This is a genomic window from Pseudomonas sp. 22515, from assembly GCF_052044625.1.
In the GTDB taxonomy this organism is placed as follows: Bacteria; Pseudomonadota; Gammaproteobacteria; order Pseudomonadales; family Pseudomonadaceae; genus Aquipseudomonas; species Aquipseudomonas alloputida.
This window is the reverse complement of the sequence record NZ_JBQENN010000001.1, coordinates 446,488-467,005: the sequence shown is the minus strand read 5'-3', so window position 1 is coordinate 467,005 and position 20,518 is coordinate 446,488. Positions and strand designations below refer to the sequence as shown.

Sequence of the window (20,518 nt, the reverse complement as noted above, 5' to 3'; positions counted from 1 at the left end):
GCCATGAGCGAAGATCGATCGAGCAACGGGCAGAAGTCCTGGCTGGGTAAACTGACCCAGGCTTTTGCCCATGAGCCGAAAAACCGCCAGGAGCTGCTTGAGCTGCTGCGCGAAGCCCATCAGAACAAATTGCTGGACAGCGAAGCGCTGACCATCGTCGAAGGCGCCATTCAGGTCGCCGACCTGCAGGTTCGCGACATCATGGTGCCGCGCTCGCAGATGAACAGCATCAAGGCCGGCCAGTCGCCTCGCGAGTTCCTGCCGGCGGTGATCGACGCCGCGCACTCGCGCTACCCGGTAATCGGCGAAAGCCATGACGATGTGCTCGGGATCCTGCTCGCCAAAGACTTGCTGCCGTTGATCCTCAAGGAGAACGGCGACAGCTTCAACATCAAGGACCTGCTGCGCCCGGCCACCTTCGTACCCGAGTCCAAGCGCCTGAACGTGTTGCTGCGTGAATTCCGCGCCAACCACAACCACATGGCCATCGTCATCGACGAATATGGCGGCGTGGCGGGCCTGGTCACCATCGAGGACGTGCTGGAACAGATCGTCGGCGATATCGAAGACGAGCACGACGTCGAGGAAGACAGCTACATCAAACCACTGCCCAGCGGTGATTTCCTGGTCAAAGCGCTTACCCCGATCGAGAACTTCAACGAGTTCTTCGACAGCGAGTTCTCCGATGACGAGTTCGACACGGTCGGCGGCCTGGTGATGAGCGCCTTTGGCCACCTGCCCAAGCGCAACGAAACCACTGAGATCGGGTCTTACAAGTTCCGTATTCTCAACGCCGACAGCCGGCGGATACACTTGCTGCGCCTGACCCCGATCACCCGTTAAGGACAAACATGCGTTGGATCACCCGCCCCGGCTGGCCCGGTAACCTGCTGGCCCTGGCGGCCGGTGCTTCCACCCTCCTGGCCCTGGCGCCGTTCGACATCTGGCCGTTGGCGGTGCTGTCCATCGCAGTGCTCTACCTTGGCCTGCGCGAGCTCAGCCCGCGCCAGGCCATGTGGCGTGGCTGGTGGTTTGGGTTCGGCCTGTATGGCGCCGGCACCTGGTGGATCTACGTCAGCATGAACACCTACGGCGGCGCCTCGCCGCTGTTGGCAATCGTGTTGCTGCTGGCGTTCTTCGCCGCACTGGCCTGGTTCTTCGCCCTGCCCACCTGGCTATGGGCGCGCTGGCTACGCCGCAACGAAGCACCACTGGCCGACGCCTTGTGCTTCGCCGCCCTCTGGTTACTGCAAGAGGCCTTCCGCGGCTGGTTCCTGACCGGCTTCCCCTGGCTCTACGCCGGCTATAGCCAACTGGACGGCCCGTTGGCCGGCCTTGCGCCGCTGGGCGGCGTCTGGCTGATTTCCTTCACCCTCGCCCTCACCGCCGCCCTGCTGTGCAACCTGCACCGCCTGCGCACCCGCCCCTCGTTTCTGGCCGTGGCCAGTGTGCTGTTGCTGGCCCCCTGGGGGCTGGGCCTGGCGCTCAAGGGCCATGCCTGGACCATTCCGGCAGGCGAGCCGCTGAAAGTGGCAGCGATCCAGGGCAACGTCGAGCAGGACCTGAAATGGGACCCCGCGCACATCGACGCGCAACTGGCGCTATACCGCGACCTGAGCTTCAGTTCCAGGCCGGTGGACCTGCTGGTGTGGCCGGAAACCGCCGTTCCGGTGCTCAAGGACCAGGCCCAGGGCTACATCGACGTGATGGGCCGCTTCGCTGCCGAGCGCCATTCGGCACTGATCACGGGCGTGCCGGTGCGTGAAGAAGTGCACCACCAGCGCCGCTACTACAACGGCATCACCGTCACTGGCGAAGGCGATGGCACCTACCTCAAGCAGAAGCTGGTGCCATTTGGCGAGTATGTGCCGCTGCAAGACGTGCTGCGTGGGGCCATCGAGTTCTTCAACCTGCCCATGTCGGACTTCGCCCGCGGCCCGGAAGATCAGCCGCTGCTGCAGGCCAAGGGCTACCAGATTGCGCCTTACATCTGCTACGAGGTGGTCTACCCCGAGTTCGCCGCCGGCCTGGCTGCGCGTAGCGACCTGCTGCTGACCATCAGCAACGACACCTGGTTCGGCAAATCGATCGGCCCCTTGCAGCACCTGCAGATGGCGCAGATGCGCGCGCTGGAAGCCGGCCGCTGGATGATCCGCGCCACCAACAACGGCGTGACCGCGCTGATCGACCCGTTTGGCCGCATTACCACGCAGGTTCCGCAGTTCCAGCAGGCCGTGCTGTATGGCGAGGTGGTGCCGATGCAGCAGCTGACGCCTTACCTGCAATGGCGCTCATGGCCGCTGGCAATTGTCTGTGCGTTGCTGCTGGGCTGGGCGTTGCTGGCAGGGCGTATTGCAAAAACCGTCTGATTGGCGATACGCGGCCACTGTGGGAGCGGGTTTACCCGCGAATACGGTAGTCGCGGCAACGTGAACGGCGGGTGGAGATTGGCCGGCAGGGCAGGCCCTTTCGCGGGCAAGCCCGCTCCTACAGGGGATTATGTAAGCCGGTGAATCAGTAGAACACCCGATACCCCACCAACCCCACCACTTCATTGAACAACTGCCCGCTCTGCCACATCGCCCGGCTCTCTGGCAGCAGACCGCCAAACGGCCGCGCATGATCGCGCCCAAGAAACCCCACCGGCGCCGGCACCACCTCAAAACCCGCCTTTTCAAAACTCCAGCGGGAACGCTGCATATGCCAGGCCTGGGTCACCAGCACCACCCGGCGAAACCCCAAAGGCTGCAGCACCTTGGCCGTGAGCTGAGCATTTTCCCAGGTCGTGCGGCTGGCCTCTTCGCGCCATTTCACCTCGACCGCGAAATCTTCATGCAGGCGTTCCGCCATCAGCCTCGCCTCGCTGGGCGGCGTGCCGTAATGCAACCCACCACTGGTCAACACTGGCAGGCCCGAGGCCTTGGCCAGCCGCGCGGCAAAGCGCATACGTTCCAGTGCCGTGGCCGTGGGCTGGTCACTGCCACCCCAGGCCGGGTCCCCGCGCTCGCGCCCGGCGCCCAGCACCACAATGGCATCCGCCCGGTTCGCCAGGCCGGCCCAGTCGCTCACGGCCAGCGGCGGCTCACTTTCCAGCACACGGGCGGTTTCCTGCACCACCAGCGGCAGGCTCATCAACCACAGGCCACCCAGCCCTACGCTAAAGCAAAGCGCCGCCAACCGTGGCCGCCGCGTACGCAGCCACCATGCCGCAAGCAGCAGCAAAAACAGCACGCCCGGCGGCATCAGCCATTGTTTGATGAAGAATCGGATCGGCATCGGCCACACCTCCTTGGCAGGCGTGCAGCCTAGAAGGATCGACGCCGGTCAACAAGTGCGTACCGGCGTCGATCTTGAGTTGTGTGATAGTGAAGAACCGGCGCGCGATAGCCTGCGCCTGGCGTCCTGAACGGCTAGCGATGTGGCAGCGTCCTGGATCTCGCCGTACTGGCGGGGCGTTTCTTGTCCTTGAGCCAGATGATCTTGGCCGATGTCGGCTCCGCTTGTGGGTAACTGCCGACAGCGGCATTGTGGCGCTCCGGAAGGGATTCCAGGTAGGCCTTGATCACTTCGAACTCCGCGTGGCTCAGGCCACGCAACTCAAGCTCAGCTGGCATCTCGTCGCGCAATCGCACCGAGGTCCTGGCCGTTTCCAGTGCCAGGCCAAGCCGGTCGATCAGGCGCTCGTAAAGCTCCGGTCTGATTGCGGGTAGCTGCGTCTCTCCCATCCGTTCACCTCATTGAAGGTAAGAATATCTCCCCCCACACCTGAGCTTAGCGTCGCTGCAAAAAGCAGCCGTGCGCCGCGACCAGCGGCCATTCGCAACGAAGGTTTCCCACGATGCGCGGCGCTGCTGTATGCTACGGCGTTCACTCTAAACGACACCGGAGTGCCGGACGCAGCGAGGTTCCGCTGCCTGGAACAAGGTCTCTTCTCTCTCAGCCAAAAGTAGCCATGCACGAACAATACACGCCCCGTGATATCGAAGCCGCCGCCCAGAAGTTCTGGGACGAGCAACAATCGTTCGCTGTTACCGAACAGCCAGGCAAAGACACCTACTATTGCCTATCGATGTTCCCGTACCCGAGCGGCAAGCTACACATGGGCCACGTGCGCAACTACACCATCGGTGACGTGATTGCCCGCTACCAGCGCATGCTGGGCAAGAACGTCCTGCAGCCGATGGGCTGGGACGCTTTCGGCATGCCCGCGGAAAACGCGGCGATGAAAAACAACGTCGCCCCGGCCAAGTGGACGTACGAAAACATCGACTACATGAAGACCCAGCTCAAGAGCCTGGGTCTGGCCATCGACTGGGCACGTGAAGTCACCACCTGCAAACCCGACTACTACCGTTGGGAGCAGTGGCTGTTCACCCGCCTGTTCGAAAAAGGCATCATCTACCGCAAGAACGGTACCGTGAACTGGGACCCGGCGGACCAGACCGTACTGGCCAACGAACAAGTCATCGACGGCCGTGGCTGGCGTTCGGGCGCGCTGATCGAAAAGCGCGAAATCCCGATGTACTACTTCCGCATCACCGATTACGCCGACGAGCTGCTGGAGAGCCTCGACGAGCTGCCGGGCTGGCCTGAGCAGGTCAAGACCATGCAGCGCAACTGGATTGGCAAATCGCGCGGCATGGAAGTCCAGTTCCCGTACGACCAGGCCAGCATCGGCCACGAAGGCACCCTCAAGGTCTTCACCACCCGTCCGGACACGCTGATGGGCGCCACCTACGTCGCCGTCGCCGCCGAGCACCCGCTGGCCACCCAGGCTGCGCAGGGCAACCCGGCGCTGCAGGCGTTCATCGATGAGTGCAAGAGCGGCAGCGTTGCCGAAGCCGACATGGCCACCCAGGAGAAGAAAGGCATGGCCACTTCCCTGCTGGTCGAGCACCCGCTGACTGGCGAGAAGCTGCCAGTATGGGTCGCCAACTACGTGCTGATGCACTACGGTGATGGCGCGGTCATGGCCGTGCCGGCCCACGACGAGCGCGACTTCGAGTTCGCCCACAAGTACAACCTGCCAGTCAAGGCTGTGGTGCGCACCAGCGCTGGCGATGAAGTCGGCAGCGAGTGGCAGGCCGCCTATGGCGAGCACGGCCAGCTGATCAACTCCGCCGAGTTCGACGGCCTGGACTTTGCTGGTGCCTTCGACGCCATCGAAGCGGCCCTGATCCGCAAGGAACTGGGCAAATCGCGTACCCAGTTCCGCCTGCGCGACTGGGGTATCAGCCGCCAGCGCTACTGGGGCTGCCCGATCCCGATCATCCACTGCCCGTCCTGCGGCGACGTCCCGGTGCCGGAAGACCAGCTGCCGGTCACCCTGCCGGAGAACGTGGTGCCGGACGGCGCTGGTTCGCCACTGGCGCGCATGCCTGAATTCTACGAATGCAGCTGCCCGAAATGCGGTGCTGCGGCCAAGCGCGAAACCGACACCATGGACACCTTCGTCGAGTCGTCCTGGTACTTCGCCCGCTACGCCTCGCCAAACTACGACAAAGGCCTGGTCGACCCCAAAGCCGCCAACCACTGGCTGCCGGTAGATCAGTACATCGGTGGTATCGAACACGCGATCCTGCACCTGCTGTACGCGCGCTTCTTCCACAAGCTGATGCGTGACGAAGGCCTGGTCACCTCGAACGAGCCATTCAAGAACCTGCTGACCCAGGGCATGGTGGTCGCCGAGACCTACTACCGCGTTGCCAGCAACGGCGGCAAGGACTGGTTCAACCCGGCCGATGTCGAAATCGAGCGTGATGCCAAAGCCAAGATCATTGGCGCCCGCCTGAAGACCGACGGCCTGCCGGTGGAAATCGGTGGCACCGAGAAGATGTCGAAGTCGAAAAACAACGGCGTAGACCCGCAGTCCATGATCGAAGCCTACGGTGCCGACACCTGCCGCCTGTTCATGATGTTCGCCTCGCCGCCCGACATGAGCCTGGAATGGTCCGACTCCGGCGTCGAAGGTGCCAGCCGCTTCCTGCGCCGTGTCTGGCGCCTGGCTCAGGCTCACGTCAGCCAGGGCCTGCCAGGCAAGCTGGATGTTGCCGCCCTGGACGACGCGCAAAAGGTCATCCGCCGCGCCATTCATGCGGCCATCAAGCAGGCCAGCACCGATGTGGGCCAGTTCCACAAGTTCAATACCGCCATCGCCCAGGTGATGACCGTGATGAACGTGCTGGAAAAGGCCCCGCAAGCCACCGAACAGGACCGCGCCCTGCTGCAGGAAGGCCTGGAAGCCGTCACACTGCTGTTGGCGCCGATCACTCCGCACATCTCTCACGCGCTGTGGCAGCACCTGGGCCACGCAGGCTCGGTGATCAATGCCGCCTGGCCAAGCGTCGACGAACAGGCGCTGGTGCAGGACTCCATTACCTTGGTGGTTCAGGTCAACGGTAAACTGCGCGGCCAGGTCGAGATGCCTGCTGCTGCCAGCCGCGAAGAAGTCGAAGCCGCTGCCCGCAGCAACGAGAATGTCCTGCGCTTCATCGATGGCCTGACCATCCGCAAGGTCATCGTGGTACCGGGCAAGCTGGTCAACATCGTCGCCAACTGATGAAAACGCCCACCCGCATTGGCTGCGGGTGGGCGGAACAGGCCCAAAAGGGAGCAACAACATGATCAAACGCAATTTGCTGGTAATCGGCCTGGCGGTCATGCTCAGCGCCTGCGGTTTCCAGCTGCGCGGCACCGGCTCCACCGAGCTGAGCGTAAAGGAAATGGACGTCAGCGCGCGCAATGCCTATGGCCCGACCGTGGTCCAGCTGCGTGAAGTGCTGGAACGTAGCGGCGTCAACGTGCACACCGGCGCACCGTATCGCCTGGTGCTGACCAACGAACAGGAGCGCGAGCGCTCGGCTACCTACAACAGCGGCAACCGTACCGCCGAGTACGAGCTGACCACCAAGCTGGATTACAGCATCCTGGGCCTGAACAACCTGGAGCTGATGAGCGACAAGCTGGAGGTGCGCAAGGTCTACGTGCGTGACGGCTCGAACATCACCGGCTCCGAGCAGGAAGCCAAACGCGCCCGCGAAGAAATGCGCCGCGACCTGGTCAACGCCATGGTCGTACGTTTGCAAATGCTGTCCCCATCCCAGCTGGATGAGTTGCAGCGTAAAGCCGACGAGCGCGCCAAAGCCGAAGCTGCCGCGCTGGAGGCTGCCCGCCGCCAGCAAGCCGAGACGCCTCAGCAATCGCCACTGGAAGTACCGGGCAACTAAGCCCGCGAGGGGCGCCCTCGGGCGCCCCACCTGTTCCCCATGAAACTTGCCCCCGCCCAACTCAACAAGCACCTGCAAGGCGCCTTGGCACCGGTCTACGTGGTCAGCGGCGACGACCCGCTGCTGTGCCAGGAAGCCGCCGACGCCATCCGCAATGCCGCGCGTCAGCAAGGTTTCGATGAACGCCAGGTATTCAGTGCCGACGCCAACTTCGACTGGGGCACCCTGCTCCAGGCCGGTGCAAGCCTGTCACTGTTCGCCCAGCGTCGCCTACTGGAACTGCGCCTGCCCTCGGGCAAGCCCGGTGACAAGGGTGCCGCCGCGCTGATGGAATACTGCGCCAACCCCGCCGAAGACACGCTGCTGCTGATCAGCCTACCCAAGCTCGACAGCAGTGCGCAGAAGACCAAGTGGGGCAAGGCATTGATCGAAGGCGCCCATTGCCAGTTCATCCAGATCTGGCCGGTGGATGTGCACCAGCTCCCGCAGTGGATCAACCAGCGCCTGCAACAGGCCGGCCTGTCAGCCCAGCGTGACGCCGTCGACCTGATTGCCGCGCGCGTGGAAGGCAACCTGCTGGCAGCCGCGCAGGAAATCGAAAAACTCAAGCTACTGGCCGAAGGCAGCCAGATCACCGTGGAAACCGTGCAGGCTGCCGTCGCCGACAGCGCCCGCTTCGATGTCTTCGGCCTGGTCGATGCTATCCTCAACGGCGAGGCTGCGCATGCCCTGCGCATGCTCGAAGGCTTGCGCGGTGAAGGTGTGGAGCCGCCAGTCATCCTCTGGGCCTTGGCCCGTGAGCTGCGCCAACTGGCGGGGCTAGCCCAGCAGTTCAGCCAAGGCGTGCCATTGGACAAGGCGTTCAGCCAGGCCCGCCCGCCCATCTGGGACAAACGCCGACCGCTGGTCAGCAAAGCCCTGCAGCGCCTCTCGGCGCAACGCTGGGCGCAATTGCTGCAGGATGCCCAGCGAATCGATGCGCAGATCAAAGGGCAGGCTGAAGGTTCGCCGTGGATTGGCCTGGCGCGGCTGTCGCTGTTGATGGCTGGCCAGCGCCTGGCCCTCCCTCCCGAGTAACTGCGGCCACTGGTAGGAGCGGGTTTACCCGCGAAAGGGCCGGACCTGCTAACCAATCTCCACCCGCCGTTCACCGTTGCCGCCGCCACCGTATTCGCGGGCAAACCCGCTCCTACACATAGGCACCAGTGCCTCGACCATATACACAATCAATTGGCCCCCACCCTTCGGGGAGCCTACAGTGCGCCCGAAACTCACCCAACCCGGGAAGCCCACCATGAGCAAAAAGCCGAAAAAGCACGGCCCCAACAAGGCCAAGTCCATCGTTGCCCAGCCACTGTTCCGCTGCCGCCAGGAACAACCGAACAAGGGCAAAGGCAGCTACCGCCGCGAAGCCTTCCAATCGAGAGATTGGGAGGCTTCCTACTTTTTGGCTGCATGAAAGCATCGCAAGCGCAGGCATGATATGGTCGTCACCTGACCTGCAACTCTGGATCTGTGCATGCTCTTCCGTCTTATCCCCCGCTGGGAAACCCGCCAGCTGATCGCGGCCTCCAGCTTCATTCTGCTCGTGGCCTGTGCGGAAAAGCCCACCGCCGCCGACGCGCTGCCGCTGGCCCCTGCCCAACCCAATCCCGTGGTGACCGTGCCCGGCGCAACGCCCGACGTCAGCACTGACATCCAGCCCCTGCAAACCTTCGCCCAATGGCAAGCAGGCTTCCGCGAGCAGGCACTGCAAGCCGGTATTTCGCCGAGCACCTTCGACCGTGCCTTCCTCGGTGTCACCCCCGACCTGGACGTGATCAAGGCAGACCGCAGCCAGCCAGAGTTCACCCGCCCGGTGTGGGAATACCTCGAAGGCGCCCTGTCGCCCCTGCGTGTGCGCAACGGCAAGAAGCTGCTGGAGCAGAACGCCGAGCTGCTGACTCGCCTTGAGCAACGCTATGGCGTGGACCGCCAGGTGCTGGTCGCGGTGTGGGGCATGGAAAGCAACTTCGGCCAGTTCCAGGGCAGCAAGTCGGTGATCCGCTCGCTGGCCACTTTGGCCTATGAGGGCCGCCGCCCCCAGTTCGCCCAGGATCAACTGATTGCCGCGCTGCAGATCATCCAGCACGGTGACATCCAGCCTGAAGCCATGCGTGGCTCGTGGGCCGGCGCCATGGGCCAGACCCAGTTCATCCCGACCACCTACAACACCCATGCCGTGGACTTCGACGGCGATGGCCGCCGCGACATCTGGAACAGCACACCAGACGCCCTGGCCTCAACAGCGCACTACCTGCAGAGTTCGGGCTGGAAACGCGGCCAACCGTGGGGCTTCGAGGTACAGGTGCCGTCCGGCTTCGACTTCTGGCAGGCCGATGGTGCACTGCGCAAACCGGTGAGTGAATGGCTGGCGATGGGCGTGAAACTGCCAGCGGGTACCCAGCTGCCGCCAGGTAGCAACCAGCTGTCTGCCGCCCTGCTGCTGCCGGCCGGTGCACGCGGCCCGGCGTTCCTGGTGCTGGACAACTTCCGCGCCATCCTCAAGTACAACAACTCGTCGTCCTATGCCCTGGCGGTGAGCCTGCTCGGGGATCGCTTCAGCGGCTGGGGCTTCATTGCCGGCAGCTGGCCGAAAGAGGACCTGCCGCTCAGCCGCAGCGAGCGCATGGAGTTGCAGAACCTGTTGAACAGCCGCGGGCATGATGCGGGTAATGCCGATGGCATTATCGGGGCCAATACCCGCAAGGCGATCCGCAATGCCCAGCAAGGGCTGGGCTGGCCGGCGGATGGCTACCCGACCCATAAGCTGCTTGAGAGCCTGCGGCAGCAGTAAGCATTTCGGGGCCGCTGCGCGGCCCCGGTAATCTCACACCCTGAACAGATCCTGCTCCAGCACCAGTGTTTGCTGAACACTGTCCAGCCTCACCCGAGCCCCCAGGGGCAAGCAGACATTCGGGTCGCAGTGCCCGCTGCGCCAACCCGCCAGCACCGGCACACCCAACGGTGCAAACGTATCCTCCAGCAACGGCGTCAGCGCCGCTGTGGTAATCCCGGCAAAGTCGCCCACCAACACGCCTTTGATCCCCTCCAGCTTGCCTGCCAGGCGTAACTGGGTCAGCAGCCGATCCACCCTGTACAACGGCTCGTTGACGTCCTCGATGAACAGGATGCAGCCCTGGGTATCCAGCTCGGCAAGGGTCCCCATGGTCGCCCCCAGCATCGACAGGTTGCCACCCAGCAGCGGTCCGCTGGCCACCCCCGGCAGCACACAGTCCAATGCGAAGCCCGCCGGGTGCGCGACCTGCTCGCCTGCCCTCACATGCCCACCCAGTTGCGCCAGCAACGACGACTCGGTCGGTGGCAACTTGGCCCCCAACAGGTCGGCATTGAGCATCCCCCCATGGAAGGTCAGCAGCCCGGCATGCCGGTAGATCGCCGTATGCAGCGCGGTGATGTCGCTGTAGCCGATCAGCGGCTTGGGGTTGCGCCGGATCAGTTCAAAGTCGAGCTGGTCAAGCAGGCGCATGCTGCCGTAGCCCCCACGCATGCACAGAATGGCGTCCATGGCCGGATCGGCAAACGCTGCATGCAAGTCCTGCAGGCGCTGCTGGTCCGGCCCCGCCAGGTAGCCCTGCGCCTGCAGGGCACCCGGGTAGATACGGCACCGGTAGCCGCGGTCAACGAACCACTGGCTAACCTTCTGCGCATCAAGCCGCGCCGCGCCCGCCGGGGCGACAATGGCAAAACATGCGTTGGCCGGCAGCGCGGCTGGCAGGGTGGGTTGGAAGGTTTTGGCGCAATACATCGCGACTCCTTGCAGCGCATGGGACACAAACAAAAATGCCGATGCCGCCCTTGGGCGCGCATCGGCATCTGTGGCTCTGCTCTAGGCTAGCGCATAGCTCAGAGCTTGATCTTGGCTTCGTGGGCCTGCTGGTCGGCGTGGTACGAAGAACGCACCAGCGGGCCAGAGGCAACGTTCTTGAAGCCCATCTTGTAACCTTCCTCGGCGAACCAGGCAAAGGTGTCCGGGTGAACGAAACGCTGCACCGGCAAGTGGCTACGCGACGGCTGCAGGTACTGGCCAAGGGTGAGCATGTCGATGTCATGCTCGCGCATGCGATGCATCACTTCGATCACTTCCTCGTCGGTTTCGCCCAGGCCGAGCATCAGGCCGGACTTGGTCGGTACGTGTGGCACCAGCTGCTTGAATTTCTGCAGCAAGTCCAGCGACCAGTCATAGTCCGAGCCCGGGCGCGCGGCCTTGTACAGGCGCGGTACGGTCTCGAGGTTGTGGTTGAACACATCTGGTGGCTCTTGCGCGGTGATTTCCAGGGCAACGTCCATACGGCCACGGTAGTCCGGCACCAAGGTCTCCAACTGCACGCCCGGCGACAGCGCGCGGATTTCCCGGATGCAGTCAGCAAAGTGCTGGGCACCGCCGTCACGCAGGTCGTCGCGGTCCACCGAGGTGATCACCACATACTTCAGGCGCAGGTCGGCAATGGCAACCGCCAGGTTTTTCGGCTCGTCCAGATCCAGCGGCTTCGGTCGGCCATGGCCAACGTCGCAGAACGGGCAACGACGGGTGCAGATGTCACCCATGATCATGAAGGTGGCGGTACCACCCGAGAAGCACTCGCCCAGGTTCGGGCAGGAGGCCTCTTCGCATACGCTGTGCAGTTTGTGCTTGCGCAGCAGTTGTTTGATGCGGTCTACCTCGGGCGACACCGGGATACGCACGCGAATCCAGTCGGGCTTCTTTGGCAGCTCATCGGTAGGGATGATCTTCACCGGGATGCGCGCGACTTTGTCGGCACCACGCAGCTTGACCCCAGCTTCCACCTTCTTCGGCGCTGGGCGCGGGGTGGCATCCTGGGTAGGTATCAGGTTCGGCACGGCTTCTTGCACAGTTGTCATATTCAGTCGATTCCGCCCGTGAGGGTCGTCTGCTCAGCGTAGTCGAGGTGCTTGACCAGCTGTCCGCGCAGCCTTGTCCTGACCTCGTCGAGTTCGATCGGACCTGCCAGATCGCGCAGCTGGGTCATCGCCAGCCCCGCATAGCCGCAGGGGTTGATTCGGCGGAATGGCGCAAGGTCCATGTCCACGTTCAGGGCAAGGCCGTGAAACGAACGGCCGTTGCGAATTCGCAGGCCGAGGGAGGCGATTTTCGCTCCGTCGACATAGACACCCGGGGCATCGGGCTTGGCAGACGCCTGAACAGCATAGCTGGCGAGCAGGTCGATGAGGGCCAGCTCGATACGGCTGACCAGCTCACGCACGCCAAAGCCCAGCCGGCGCACATCCAGCAGCAGGTAGGCCACCAGCTGCCCGGGGCCATGGTAGGTGACCTGGCCGCCGCGGTCGGTCTGCACCACCGGGATGTCGCCCGGCACCAGCAGGTGCTCGGCCTTGCCGGCCTGCCCCTGGGTGAAGACCGCAGGGTGCTCGACCAGCCAGATTTCATCCTGGCTGTCCGGGCTGCGCTGCTCGGTAAAACGACGCATGGCCTCCAGCACCGGTTCATAGGGCTGCAGGCCAAGCTCGCGAAAACCGAGGCAGGCGGACATCAAAGCACCATTTTCACGATGCCGGTAGCGCGCAGGGCGCTGTTGATATCGTGCAACTGGTTCTCGCTTTCGGCAACGATGTGCAATTGCACGGTGGTGTACTTGCCTTCCTTGCTTTGGCGTTCGGCCAGGGTGGAAAGGTCGACTTTGGCGTGCTTGCTGAGAATCTCGATGACCGTGTCCTTGAAACCGACAACGGTGTCACCGATGACCTTGATCGGGTAATCGTCGCAAGGGAATTCGATCTTGTGCGACTTGACGTCTGGTTCGCTCATGGCGGAAACGGCCTCGTAAGCCGTGGCAACAACAACACCCCCGCGGTAGGCGCGGGGGCATGCAGGTCACGTATCAGTTGAACAACCCGTAGAAGAATAGACGGATGCTATCCCACATACGGCGGAAGAAACCACCTTCCTCGACGCCATCAAGGGCAATCAGGTCGGCGCTGTGAACCACTTTCTCGTCCAGTTTGACTTCCACTTTGCCGATCACGTCACCTTTGGCGATCGGTGCGGTGAGCTGCGGGTTCATGGTCATCGAAGCCTGCAGGCGCTTCAATTGGCCTTTAGGCATAGTCATGGTCAGGTCGTCAGCCAGGCCAGCCTTGATCTGGCTGGTAGCGCCCTTCCAGACCGGGGCCTGGGTCAGCTCGGTGCCCTTCTGGTAGAAGGTCTGGGTTTCGAAGAAGCGGAAACCGTAGGTCAGCAGCTTCTGGGTTTCGGCAGCACGCGATTGTTCGCTGTTGGTACCGAACACCACGGCGATCAGGCGCTGGCCGTCACGAACGGCCGAAGCCACCATGCAGTAGCCGGCTTCGTCGGTGTGACCGGTTTTCAGGCCATCGACGGTCTTGTCGCGCCACAGCAGCAGGTTGCGGTTAGGCTGCTTGATGTTGTTCCAGAAAAACTCTTTCTGCGAGTAGATGGCGTAGTGGGCCGGGTCGACATTGATGATCGCACGGGCCAGGGTTGCCATGTCGTGCGCCGACGAGTAGTGCTCGGGGTTCGGCAGGCCGGTCGGGTTCATGAAGTGGCTGTTGGTCATGCCCAGGTCGGCAGCCGTCTTGTTCATCATGTCGGCAAAGGCGTCTTCGCTGCCGGCGATGTGCTCGGCCAAGGCGACCGAGGCGTCGTTACCGGACTGGATGATGATGCCGTGCAGCAGGTCGCTGACCGTGACCTGGCTGCCAACCTTGATGAACATGCGCGAACCGCCGGTACGCCATGCGTTTTCGCTGACAGTAACCGGGTCGCTTTCACCGATCTGGCCGCGGCGGATGTCCAGGGTGGCGATGTAGGCGGTCATCAGCTTGGTCAGGCTGGCTGGCGGCAGGCGCTCGTCACCGTTGTTCTCGACCAGCACGTTGCCGCTGGACGCGTCCATGAGTACGTAGGACTTGGCTGCCAGTTGGGGTGGCGCAGGCGTCATCTGCTCCGCCGCGAAGGCGGCAGGCGTGATCAGCAGCAGTACAGGCAGGCAAAGTCGTTTGGCAAGGTTGGTGATGTTCATCCGTCTCTCGAAAATCGCTAATGGTCTGAGATGTTCCCTGGGCAAGATCATGTGCCCAGCGCCAGTCAGTCTAGTTTTATGGCCGTTGGCCTGGCCCGCGGACGTGCGGCTTTATGTCGCTGCGGGCAAAAGCGGTCATTGTACATGGCCGCGACCGGCAATTCATGACAAAACCGATAGTTTGGTGTTGCCGTCTTCGCAGGCGCGCCCGCCCCCACAGTCAGTCTGCTGTGACCAGCTTTGCCTGCCCCAAGTTCGCCAGGCGAATGCTGTCCTGTGCTTGCTGGATCTCGCCCTGGCTGCCGATCGGCCCCAGGCGCACGCGGTGCAGGGTCTGCTGGTTACGCACGATCGAGCTGATGAACACGGGTGCATTGACCATGGTGCTGAGCTTGGCGCGCAGCAACTCGGCAGCGTCCGGGTTGGCGAACGCGCCTACCTGCAAGAAACTGCCACCGCTACCGCCGGGCACGTTGTTGCCACCCACCTGGACGGGTACCACGGGCGCGGCGTGCTGCTGTGGCGGCGGGGTCCATTGCTCGACACGCCCGGTACTGGCCGGTATTGCCTGGGTCTGGGCCACTTGCGGCTCTTTCAGCACCATAGGTGGGGTCTGGCCACGCTGGGCCCACCACTGCTGCGGGTCGATGCCCTCGACGCGCACGTGCGCGGTACCGATCTCGGCATAACCGAGCTTTTTTGCCGCAGCGTAGGACAAATCGATGATGCGGTCAGAATAGAACGGGCCACGGTCGTTGACCCGCAGGATCACGCTGCGGTTATTGGCGAGGTTGGTCACCTTGACGTAGGCCGGCAGAGGCAGGGTCTTGTGAGCCGCGCTCATGCCATACAGGTCGTACAGTTCGCCATTGGCGGTGTTCTGCCCATGGAACTTGGTGCCGTACCACGACGCCGTACCCTCGGCGCGGTAGTTGCGCGAGTCCTGCATCGGGTAGTAGGTCTTGCCAAGCACCGTGTACGGGTTGGCCTTGTAGTTACCGGTGTGCACGGTCGGGGTGGCATCGGGGATCTTGTTCACATCCACGTCCCACCACGGTGCGCCGTCCTTGTGCGCCCGGTTGATGTCCAGGCCCGGCTGGCTGCGCACGACGTTACCACTGCTTTTCGGGGCCGGGCGGTTGGAAGAGCAGCTGGCCAGCGCCACACCGACGGCGAGGCAGGTGAGCAGCTTGAAAGCGTTGCCAGAGATGATTGCGCGCATTACTTGACGCCCCGTACTTGAACCAGCTGTTCCGCAAGCTGATGTACCGCCATGGCATACATCACACTGCGGTTGTAGCGAGTGATCGCGTAGAAGTTCTTCAGGCCCATCCAGTACTCGGGGCCGCTCTCGCCCTCGAGACGGAAGGCGGTAACCGGCAGATCATCGCGCAGCGAATCATGAACCGACCAGCCAAGCGTACGCAACTCCCCTACCGTTTTCACCGGCTCGATGCCGGTGGTCAGGCCTTCGTCGGCACGCATGCCTTCCACCCAGGCGCGGCTGACAACACCCTCGCCGGCCACCCAGCCATGGCGCTTGAAGTAGCTGGCCACACTGCCGATGGCATCGTCAGGGTTGTTCCAGATATTGATGTGGCCGTCCCCGTCGAAGTCCACCGCGTAGTTGCGGAAGCTGCTTGGCATGAACTGCGGCAGCCCCATGGCGCCAGCGTACGAGCCCTTGAGCGTCAAGGGGTCGAGCTGCTCATCCCGGGCCAGCAGCAGGAACTCACGCAGCTCCTTGCGGAAGAACTCGGCCCGTGGCGGGTAGTCGAAGCCCAGCGTCGACAGGGCGTCGATCACCCGGTAGTTGCCGGTATTGCGGCCAAAAAAGGTTTCCACGCCGATGATTGCGACAATGTACTGCGCAGGTACGCCGTACTCCTGCTCGGCACGTGCCAATACAGCCTCGTGCTGACGCCAGAAATCCACACCGCGAGCGATACGTGCATCGGTGATGAACATCGGCCGATAGTCCTTCCACGGTTTGACCCGCTCGGCCGGGCGCGATATGGCGTCGAGGATCGACTGCTTGCGCTGTACCTCACGGAACACACCCATCAGTTGCTCAGGCGCAAAACCATAGTCGCGGCTCATTTCGCCAACGAACGCGGCTACCTGGGGCGAGCCGTCGTATTCGCCGGCATGGGCCAGCTGTACAGCGCCGAACAGGCCCACCGCACCGATCCAAGGCGCACAACGGGCAGCCCAGTTACGCACTGCTTGCATGAAATTGTTCACCTTATTCAAACCTGCGCGATCCATTTGCGGTGCGTATGGATCGACATCAAAACGCCAAACGCTGACAGCAGCGTCACCAACGATGTTCCGCCATAGCTGATGAAAGGTAGCGGCACGCCCACCACGGGCAGAAGGCCACTTACCATTCCGATATTGACGAACACGTATACAAAAAAAGTCATGGTCAGGCTGCCCGCAAGCAGCTTGCCGAACAGGGTCTGCGCCTGGGCGGTGATCACCAGACCACGGCCGATCAGCAGCAGGTAAACAATCAGCAGCAGGCAGATGCCAACCAGGCCGAACTCCTCGCCGAGCACGGCGATGATGAAGTCGGTGTGGCTTTCCGGCAAAAAGTCCAGGTGCGACTGCGTGCCAAGCAGCCAGCCTTTGCCAAACACCCCGCCCGAGCCGATCGCCGCCTTGGACTGGATGATGTTCCAACCGGTGCCCAACGGGTCGCTTTCAGGGTCGAGGAAGGTCAATACCCGCTGCTTCTGGTAGTCGTGCATGACGAAGAACCACATGGCCACCGCGACGGGCACGGCTGCCGCCAGCACGCTGAGGATCCAGCGCCAGCGCAAGCCGCCCATGAACAGCACGAAGGCACCGGAGGCCAGGATCAGCAGCGCAGTCCCCAGGTCGGGCTGACGTACGATCAGCATGAACGGCACGCCGATCAGCACCAGGCTGATCGCCACGTGCTTCAAATGGGGCGGCAAGGTGCGCTTGGACAGGTACCAGGCGATTGTCGCCGGCATGATGATCTTCATGAATTCCGAGGGCTGGAAGCGGATCACCCCCGGAATGTTGATCCAGCGCGTGGCACCCATGGCGTTGTGGCCCATCACGTCCACCACTACCAGCAACAGCACCCCGGCCAGGTAGGCCAGCGGCACCCAACGCGCCATGAAGCGCGGCTCCAGCTGGGCGATGACGAACATCGACACCAGACCGATGCCAAACGAGGTGGCTTGCTTGAGCAGCAGGTCCCAGTTCTTGCCACTGGCCGAATACAGTACGAACAGGCTGCCGGCCGCAAGGGTCAGCAGAATGATCAGCAAGGGGCCGTCGATATGAATGCGTTGCAGAAAGCTCGCACGCCGACGCATCACATCCTCGCTGGAGAGCATGCGATCGAAATTGTTCATCACAGGGCCGATTCCTGGGTAACGGTGGCGGGCGCGAACTCGGGTTTGAGCCGGCCGTTTTCGTCGAGCAGCCAGGCGTCCATGATCTGGCGAACCACCGGAGCGGCGACACCCGAGCCGGACTCACCGTTCTCGACCATCACCGAAACCACGATTTTCGGGGCTTCGGCTGGGGCAAACGCGACGAACAAGGCATGGTCGCGGTGGCGCTCCTGGAGTTTGTTGCGGTCATACTTCTCGCCCTGCTTGATCGCCACCACCTGGGCGGTGCCGCTCTTGCCGGCAATGCGGTACTGGGCACCGGCAGCTGCCTTGCGCGCGGTACCGCGGGCGTTGTGCATCACCTGTTCCATGCCATGGGTGACCTTGGCCCAGTCGGACTTGTCACGCAGCACGATGTCTTCCATGGGGTTGTCGTCCACCGGCGGCAGGCCTTCGATGGTCTTGGCCAGGTGTGGGCGGTTCCACACACCTTTGTTGGCGATCAGTGCAGTGGCCTGGGCCAGTTGCAGCGGCGTAGCCTGCATATAGCCCTGGCCGATGCCGAGAATCAGGGTTTCGCCAGGGAACCAGGCCTGGCGACGGGTGGCACGCTTCCATTCGCGCGACGGCATCAACCCGGCAGATTCCTCGAACATATCGAGGGAAACCCGCTGGCCGATACCGAACTTGTTCATGTAGCTGGACAACCGATCGATGCCCATCTTGTGCGCAAGGTCATAGAAGTAGGTGTCGTTCGAGCGCATGATGGCGGTGTCCAGGTCGACCCAGCCATCACCGGAACGGTTCCAGTTACGGTATTTATGGTCGTAGTTGGGCAACTGGTAGTAGCCAGGGTCGAACACCCTGCTGCTGGCATTCACGACGCCACTGTCCAGACCGGCAATAGCCACCGCCGGCTTGATGGTCGACCCCGGCGGGTACAGGCCACGCAGCACGCGGTTGAACAGCGGCCGATCGATCGAATCGCGCAATTCGGCATAGGCCTTGAAGCTGATGCCGGTGACGAACAGGTTGGGGTCGAAGCTAGGCTGACTCACCATCGCCAGTACCTCGCCGGTGCGCGGGTCGAGCGCAACCACTGCACCACGCCGGCCTCCCAGGGCGGCTTCAGCGGCCTCCTGCAGCTTGATGTCCAGGCTCAGCACAATGTCCTTGCCCGGCTTCGGGTCGGTGCGCTTGAGCACCCGCAGCACACGGCCACGGGCGTTGGTCTCGACTTCCTCGTAACCCACCTGACCGTGCAGGGCGGCCTCGTAGAAGCGCTCGATGCCGGTCTTGCCGATATGGTGGGTACCGCTGTAGTTCACCGGGTCGAGCGTTTTCAGCTCTTTCTCGTTGATCCGCCCTACATAACCCACCGAATGGGCAAAATGCGCACCCTGCGGGTAATGCCGCACCAGCTGGGCCACCACCTCGACACCCGGCAGGCGGAACTGGTTTACCGCCACGCGGGCAATCTGCTCTTCGTTGAGCTCGAACAGAATCGGCACCGGCTCGAATGGCCGGCGGCCTTGGCGCATGCGCTTCTCGAACAGGGCACGGTCGTCAGCGGTGAGCTCAAGCACTTCGACGATGGTATCCAGCACTTCCTGCCAGTTACCCGCACGTTCGCGGGTCATCGACAGGCTGAAGCTGGGCCGGTTGTCGGCAACGATCACCCCGTTGCGGTCGAAGATCAACCCGCGGGTCGGCGGGATCGGCTGCACATGCACCCGGTTGTTCTCCGACAGCGTGGAGTGGTAGTCGTACTGGATGATCTGCAGGTAGTACAGCCGTGCGATCAACACGCACACAAGCAGCATGATCGCCACTGCGCCGACCACGACGCGGTTGCGCACCAGGCGGGCGTCTTTCTCGTGGTCCTTGAGACGGATCGGCTGCGACATCGGACTGCTTACAGGCTCATTTGTGGTAAGGGTGCCCGGACAACACGGTCCAGGCGCGGTAGATCTGCTCGCCGATGAGTATCCTTACCAACGGGTGCGGCAAAGTCAGCGGCGACAGCGACCAACGTTGCTCGGCGCGCGCGCAAACCTCAGGCGCCAGGCCCTCCGGGCCGCCCACCATCAAATTCACCGTGCGCGCATCCAGGCGCCAGCGGTCCAGCTCGGTGGCCAGCTGTTCGGTACTCCAGGGCTTGCCATGGACCTCGAGGGTGACAATGCGTTCCCCAGGCTGCACCTTGCTCAGCATGGCTTCGCCCTCCTGACGGATCAGGCGGGCGACGTCGGCATTCTTGCCACGGGTATTCAGCGGGATTTCCACCAGCTCCAGCGACAGCTCGGCGGGCAGGCGCTTGGCATATTCATGCCAGCCTTCCTCGACCCACTTCGGCATGCGCGAGCCGACCGCAATCAGGCGCAGACGCACAGCGCTTTCCTTATTCGCGGTCTTTGAGCTTGTCGGAGTACTCGTGGGCATGGTCCGGGCTGTGGTGCTTGCCATCGGCGGCACGGCTTTGCTCGGCACCCTGCCACAGGCGCTCAAGGTCGTAGAACTGGCGGGCAGCGGCGGTCATCATGTGCACGATGACGTCGTTCAGGTCCAGCAGCACCCAGTCGCTGTCGCCCTTGCCTTCTTCACCCAGTGGCTGGGCGCCCTTGGCCTTGACGGCTTCACGGACCTTTTCGGCCATCGCGTTGATCTGGCGGTTGGAGGTACCGGTGGCAATGATCATGTAGTCGGTCAGGCTGTGCTTCTCGCGCACGTCGATGACCTGGATGTCCTGGGCCTTGACGTCTTCCAGCGCTGCCTTGGTCACTGCGACCAGTTCTTCGCCGTAAATTTTCTGCTTGGTCATATAAAACTCGTTCAA

20 protein-coding genes are annotated in these 20,518 nt (G+C 63.0%); 7 read left to right on the top strand and 13 right to left on the bottom strand.

What is annotated here, in order from left to right; genetic code table 11:
• Positions 1 to 3: 3 nt before the first annotated feature.
• Both ACTJJN_RS02090 and lnt read left to right on the top strand, forming a co-directional pair.
• A complete protein-coding gene (locus tag ACTJJN_RS02090) occupies positions 4 to 843 on the top strand; it encodes an HlyC/CorC family transporter (RefSeq protein ID WP_003249762.1) in 840 nt (279 codons plus the stop codon).
• An 8-nt stretch (positions 844 to 851) separates the two neighbouring features.
• Positions 852 to 2,369, top strand: a complete 1,518-nt coding sequence (gene lnt, locus ACTJJN_RS02085) for an apolipoprotein N-acyltransferase (protein WP_003249759.1) — start codon at positions 852 to 854, stop codon at positions 2,367 to 2,369.
• Positions 2,370 to 2,514: 145 nt separating this feature from the next.
• Here lnt and ACTJJN_RS02080 read toward each other — a convergent pair whose 3' ends face one another.
• Both ACTJJN_RS02080 and ACTJJN_RS02075 read right to left on the bottom strand, forming a co-directional pair.
• On the bottom strand, positions 2,515 to 3,276 hold the full coding sequence (locus tag ACTJJN_RS02080; protein ID WP_017147976.1) for a YdcF family protein: 762 nt from the start codon (positions 3,274 to 3,276) through the stop codon (positions 2,515 to 2,517).
• Positions 3,277 to 3,410: 134 nt separating this feature from the next.
• Positions 3,411 to 3,725, bottom strand: coding sequence for a hypothetical protein (locus ACTJJN_RS02075; RefSeq protein WP_012053802.1), 315 nt, complete (start codon positions 3,723 to 3,725; stop codon positions 3,411 to 3,413).
• Between the two features lie 227 nt (positions 3,726 to 3,952).
• On the opposite strand from ACTJJN_RS02075, the gene leuS reads away from it, so the two are divergent.
• The 5 genes from leuS to ACTJJN_RS02050 all read left to right on the top strand — a co-directional run bounded on the left by leuS (position 3,953) and on the right by ACTJJN_RS02050 (position 10,062).
• Positions 3,953 to 6,559, top strand: a complete 2,607-nt coding sequence (gene leuS / locus ACTJJN_RS02070; RefSeq protein WP_221099790.1) for a leucine--tRNA ligase — start codon at positions 3,953 to 3,955, stop codon at positions 6,557 to 6,559.
• A 61-nt stretch (positions 6,560 to 6,620) separates the two neighbouring features.
• On the top strand, positions 6,621 to 7,226 hold the full coding sequence (locus tag ACTJJN_RS02065; RefSeq protein ID WP_012053804.1) for an LPS-assembly lipoprotein LptE: 606 nt from the start codon (positions 6,621 to 6,623) through the stop codon (positions 7,224 to 7,226).
• A 39-nt stretch (positions 7,227 to 7,265) separates the two neighbouring features.
• Positions 7,266 to 8,303: a DNA polymerase III subunit delta gene (gene holA, locus ACTJJN_RS02060; RefSeq protein ID WP_003249749.1), complete on the top strand. Its 1,038-nt coding sequence runs from the start codon at positions 7,266 to 7,268 to the stop codon at positions 8,301 to 8,303.
• Between the two features lie 217 nt (positions 8,304 to 8,520).
• Positions 8,521 to 8,685: an alternative ribosome rescue factor ArfA gene (gene arfA, locus ACTJJN_RS02055; protein WP_003249747.1), complete on the top strand. Its 165-nt coding sequence runs from the start codon at positions 8,521 to 8,523 to the stop codon at positions 8,683 to 8,685.
• A 60-nt stretch (positions 8,686 to 8,745) separates the two neighbouring features.
• Positions 8,746 to 10,062, top strand: coding sequence for a lytic murein transglycosylase (locus ACTJJN_RS02050; protein ID WP_221099792.1), 1,317 nt, complete (start codon positions 8,746 to 8,748; stop codon positions 10,060 to 10,062).
• A gap of 33 nt (positions 10,063 to 10,095) precedes the next feature.
• Here ACTJJN_RS02050 and ACTJJN_RS02045 read toward each other — a convergent pair whose 3' ends face one another.
• The 11 genes from ACTJJN_RS02045 to rsfS all read right to left on the bottom strand — a co-directional run bounded on the left by ACTJJN_RS02045 (position 10,096) and on the right by rsfS (position 20,503).
• Positions 10,096 to 11,034, bottom strand: coding sequence for a S66 peptidase family protein (locus tag ACTJJN_RS02045; RefSeq protein ID WP_088513259.1), 939 nt, complete (start codon positions 11,032 to 11,034; stop codon positions 10,096 to 10,098).
• A 98-nt stretch (positions 11,035 to 11,132) separates the two neighbouring features.
• On the bottom strand, positions 11,133 to 12,149 hold the full coding sequence (lipA, locus tag ACTJJN_RS02040) for a lipoyl synthase (RefSeq protein ID WP_003249742.1): 1,017 nt from the start codon (positions 12,147 to 12,149) through the stop codon (positions 11,133 to 11,135).
• A 2-nt stretch (positions 12,150 to 12,151) separates the two neighbouring features.
• Positions 12,152 to 12,799 carry a lipoyl(octanoyl) transferase LipB gene (lipB, locus tag ACTJJN_RS02035; protein ID WP_003249738.1) on the bottom strand — a complete coding sequence of 216 codons (648 nt, stop codon included), beginning with the start codon at positions 12,797 to 12,799 and terminating at the stop codon, positions 12,152 to 12,154.
• Positions 12,799 to 13,074, bottom strand: a complete 276-nt coding sequence (locus tag ACTJJN_RS02030; protein WP_003249736.1) for a DUF493 domain-containing protein — start codon at positions 13,072 to 13,074, stop codon at positions 12,799 to 12,801. The genes lipB and ACTJJN_RS02030 overlap by 1 nt, the downstream gene beginning before the upstream one ends.
• Positions 13,075 to 13,147: 73 nt before the next feature.
• Positions 13,148 to 14,308 (bottom strand): D-alanyl-D-alanine carboxypeptidase family protein, encoded by a 1,161-nt coding sequence (locus ACTJJN_RS02025; protein WP_003249733.1) that lies wholly within the window; start codon positions 14,306 to 14,308, stop codon positions 13,148 to 13,150.
• A gap of 220 nt (positions 14,309 to 14,528) precedes the next feature.
• Entirely contained in the window at positions 14,529 to 15,530 is a 1,002-nt protein-coding gene (locus ACTJJN_RS02020; RefSeq protein ID WP_003249731.1) for a septal ring lytic transglycosylase RlpA family protein, read from the bottom strand.
• Entirely contained in the window at positions 15,530 to 16,540 is a 1,011-nt protein-coding gene (mltB, locus tag ACTJJN_RS02015) for a lytic murein transglycosylase B (protein WP_003249729.1), read from the bottom strand. The genes ACTJJN_RS02020 and mltB overlap by 1 nt, the downstream gene beginning before the upstream one ends.
• A gap of 17 nt (positions 16,541 to 16,557) precedes the next feature.
• On the bottom strand, positions 16,558 to 17,661 hold the full coding sequence (gene rodA / locus ACTJJN_RS02010) for a rod shape-determining protein RodA (RefSeq protein ID WP_003249727.1): 1,104 nt from the start codon (positions 17,659 to 17,661) through the stop codon (positions 16,558 to 16,560).
• A 38-nt stretch (positions 17,662 to 17,699) separates the two neighbouring features.
• A complete protein-coding gene (gene mrdA / locus ACTJJN_RS02005; protein ID WP_003249725.1) occupies positions 17,700 to 19,589 on the bottom strand; it encodes a penicillin-binding protein 2 in 1,890 nt (629 codons plus the stop codon).
• 16 nt (positions 19,590 to 19,605) lie between these two features.
• Positions 19,606 to 20,073, bottom strand: a complete 468-nt coding sequence (gene rlmH / locus ACTJJN_RS02000; protein WP_003249722.1) for a 23S rRNA (pseudouridine(1915)-N(3))-methyltransferase RlmH — start codon at positions 20,071 to 20,073, stop codon at positions 19,606 to 19,608.
• A gap of 10 nt (positions 20,074 to 20,083) precedes the next feature.
• A complete protein-coding gene (rsfS, locus tag ACTJJN_RS01995; RefSeq protein WP_009685825.1) occupies positions 20,084 to 20,503 on the bottom strand; it encodes a ribosome silencing factor in 420 nt (139 codons plus the stop codon).
• Between the last annotated feature and the right edge of the window lie 15 nt (positions 20,504 to 20,518).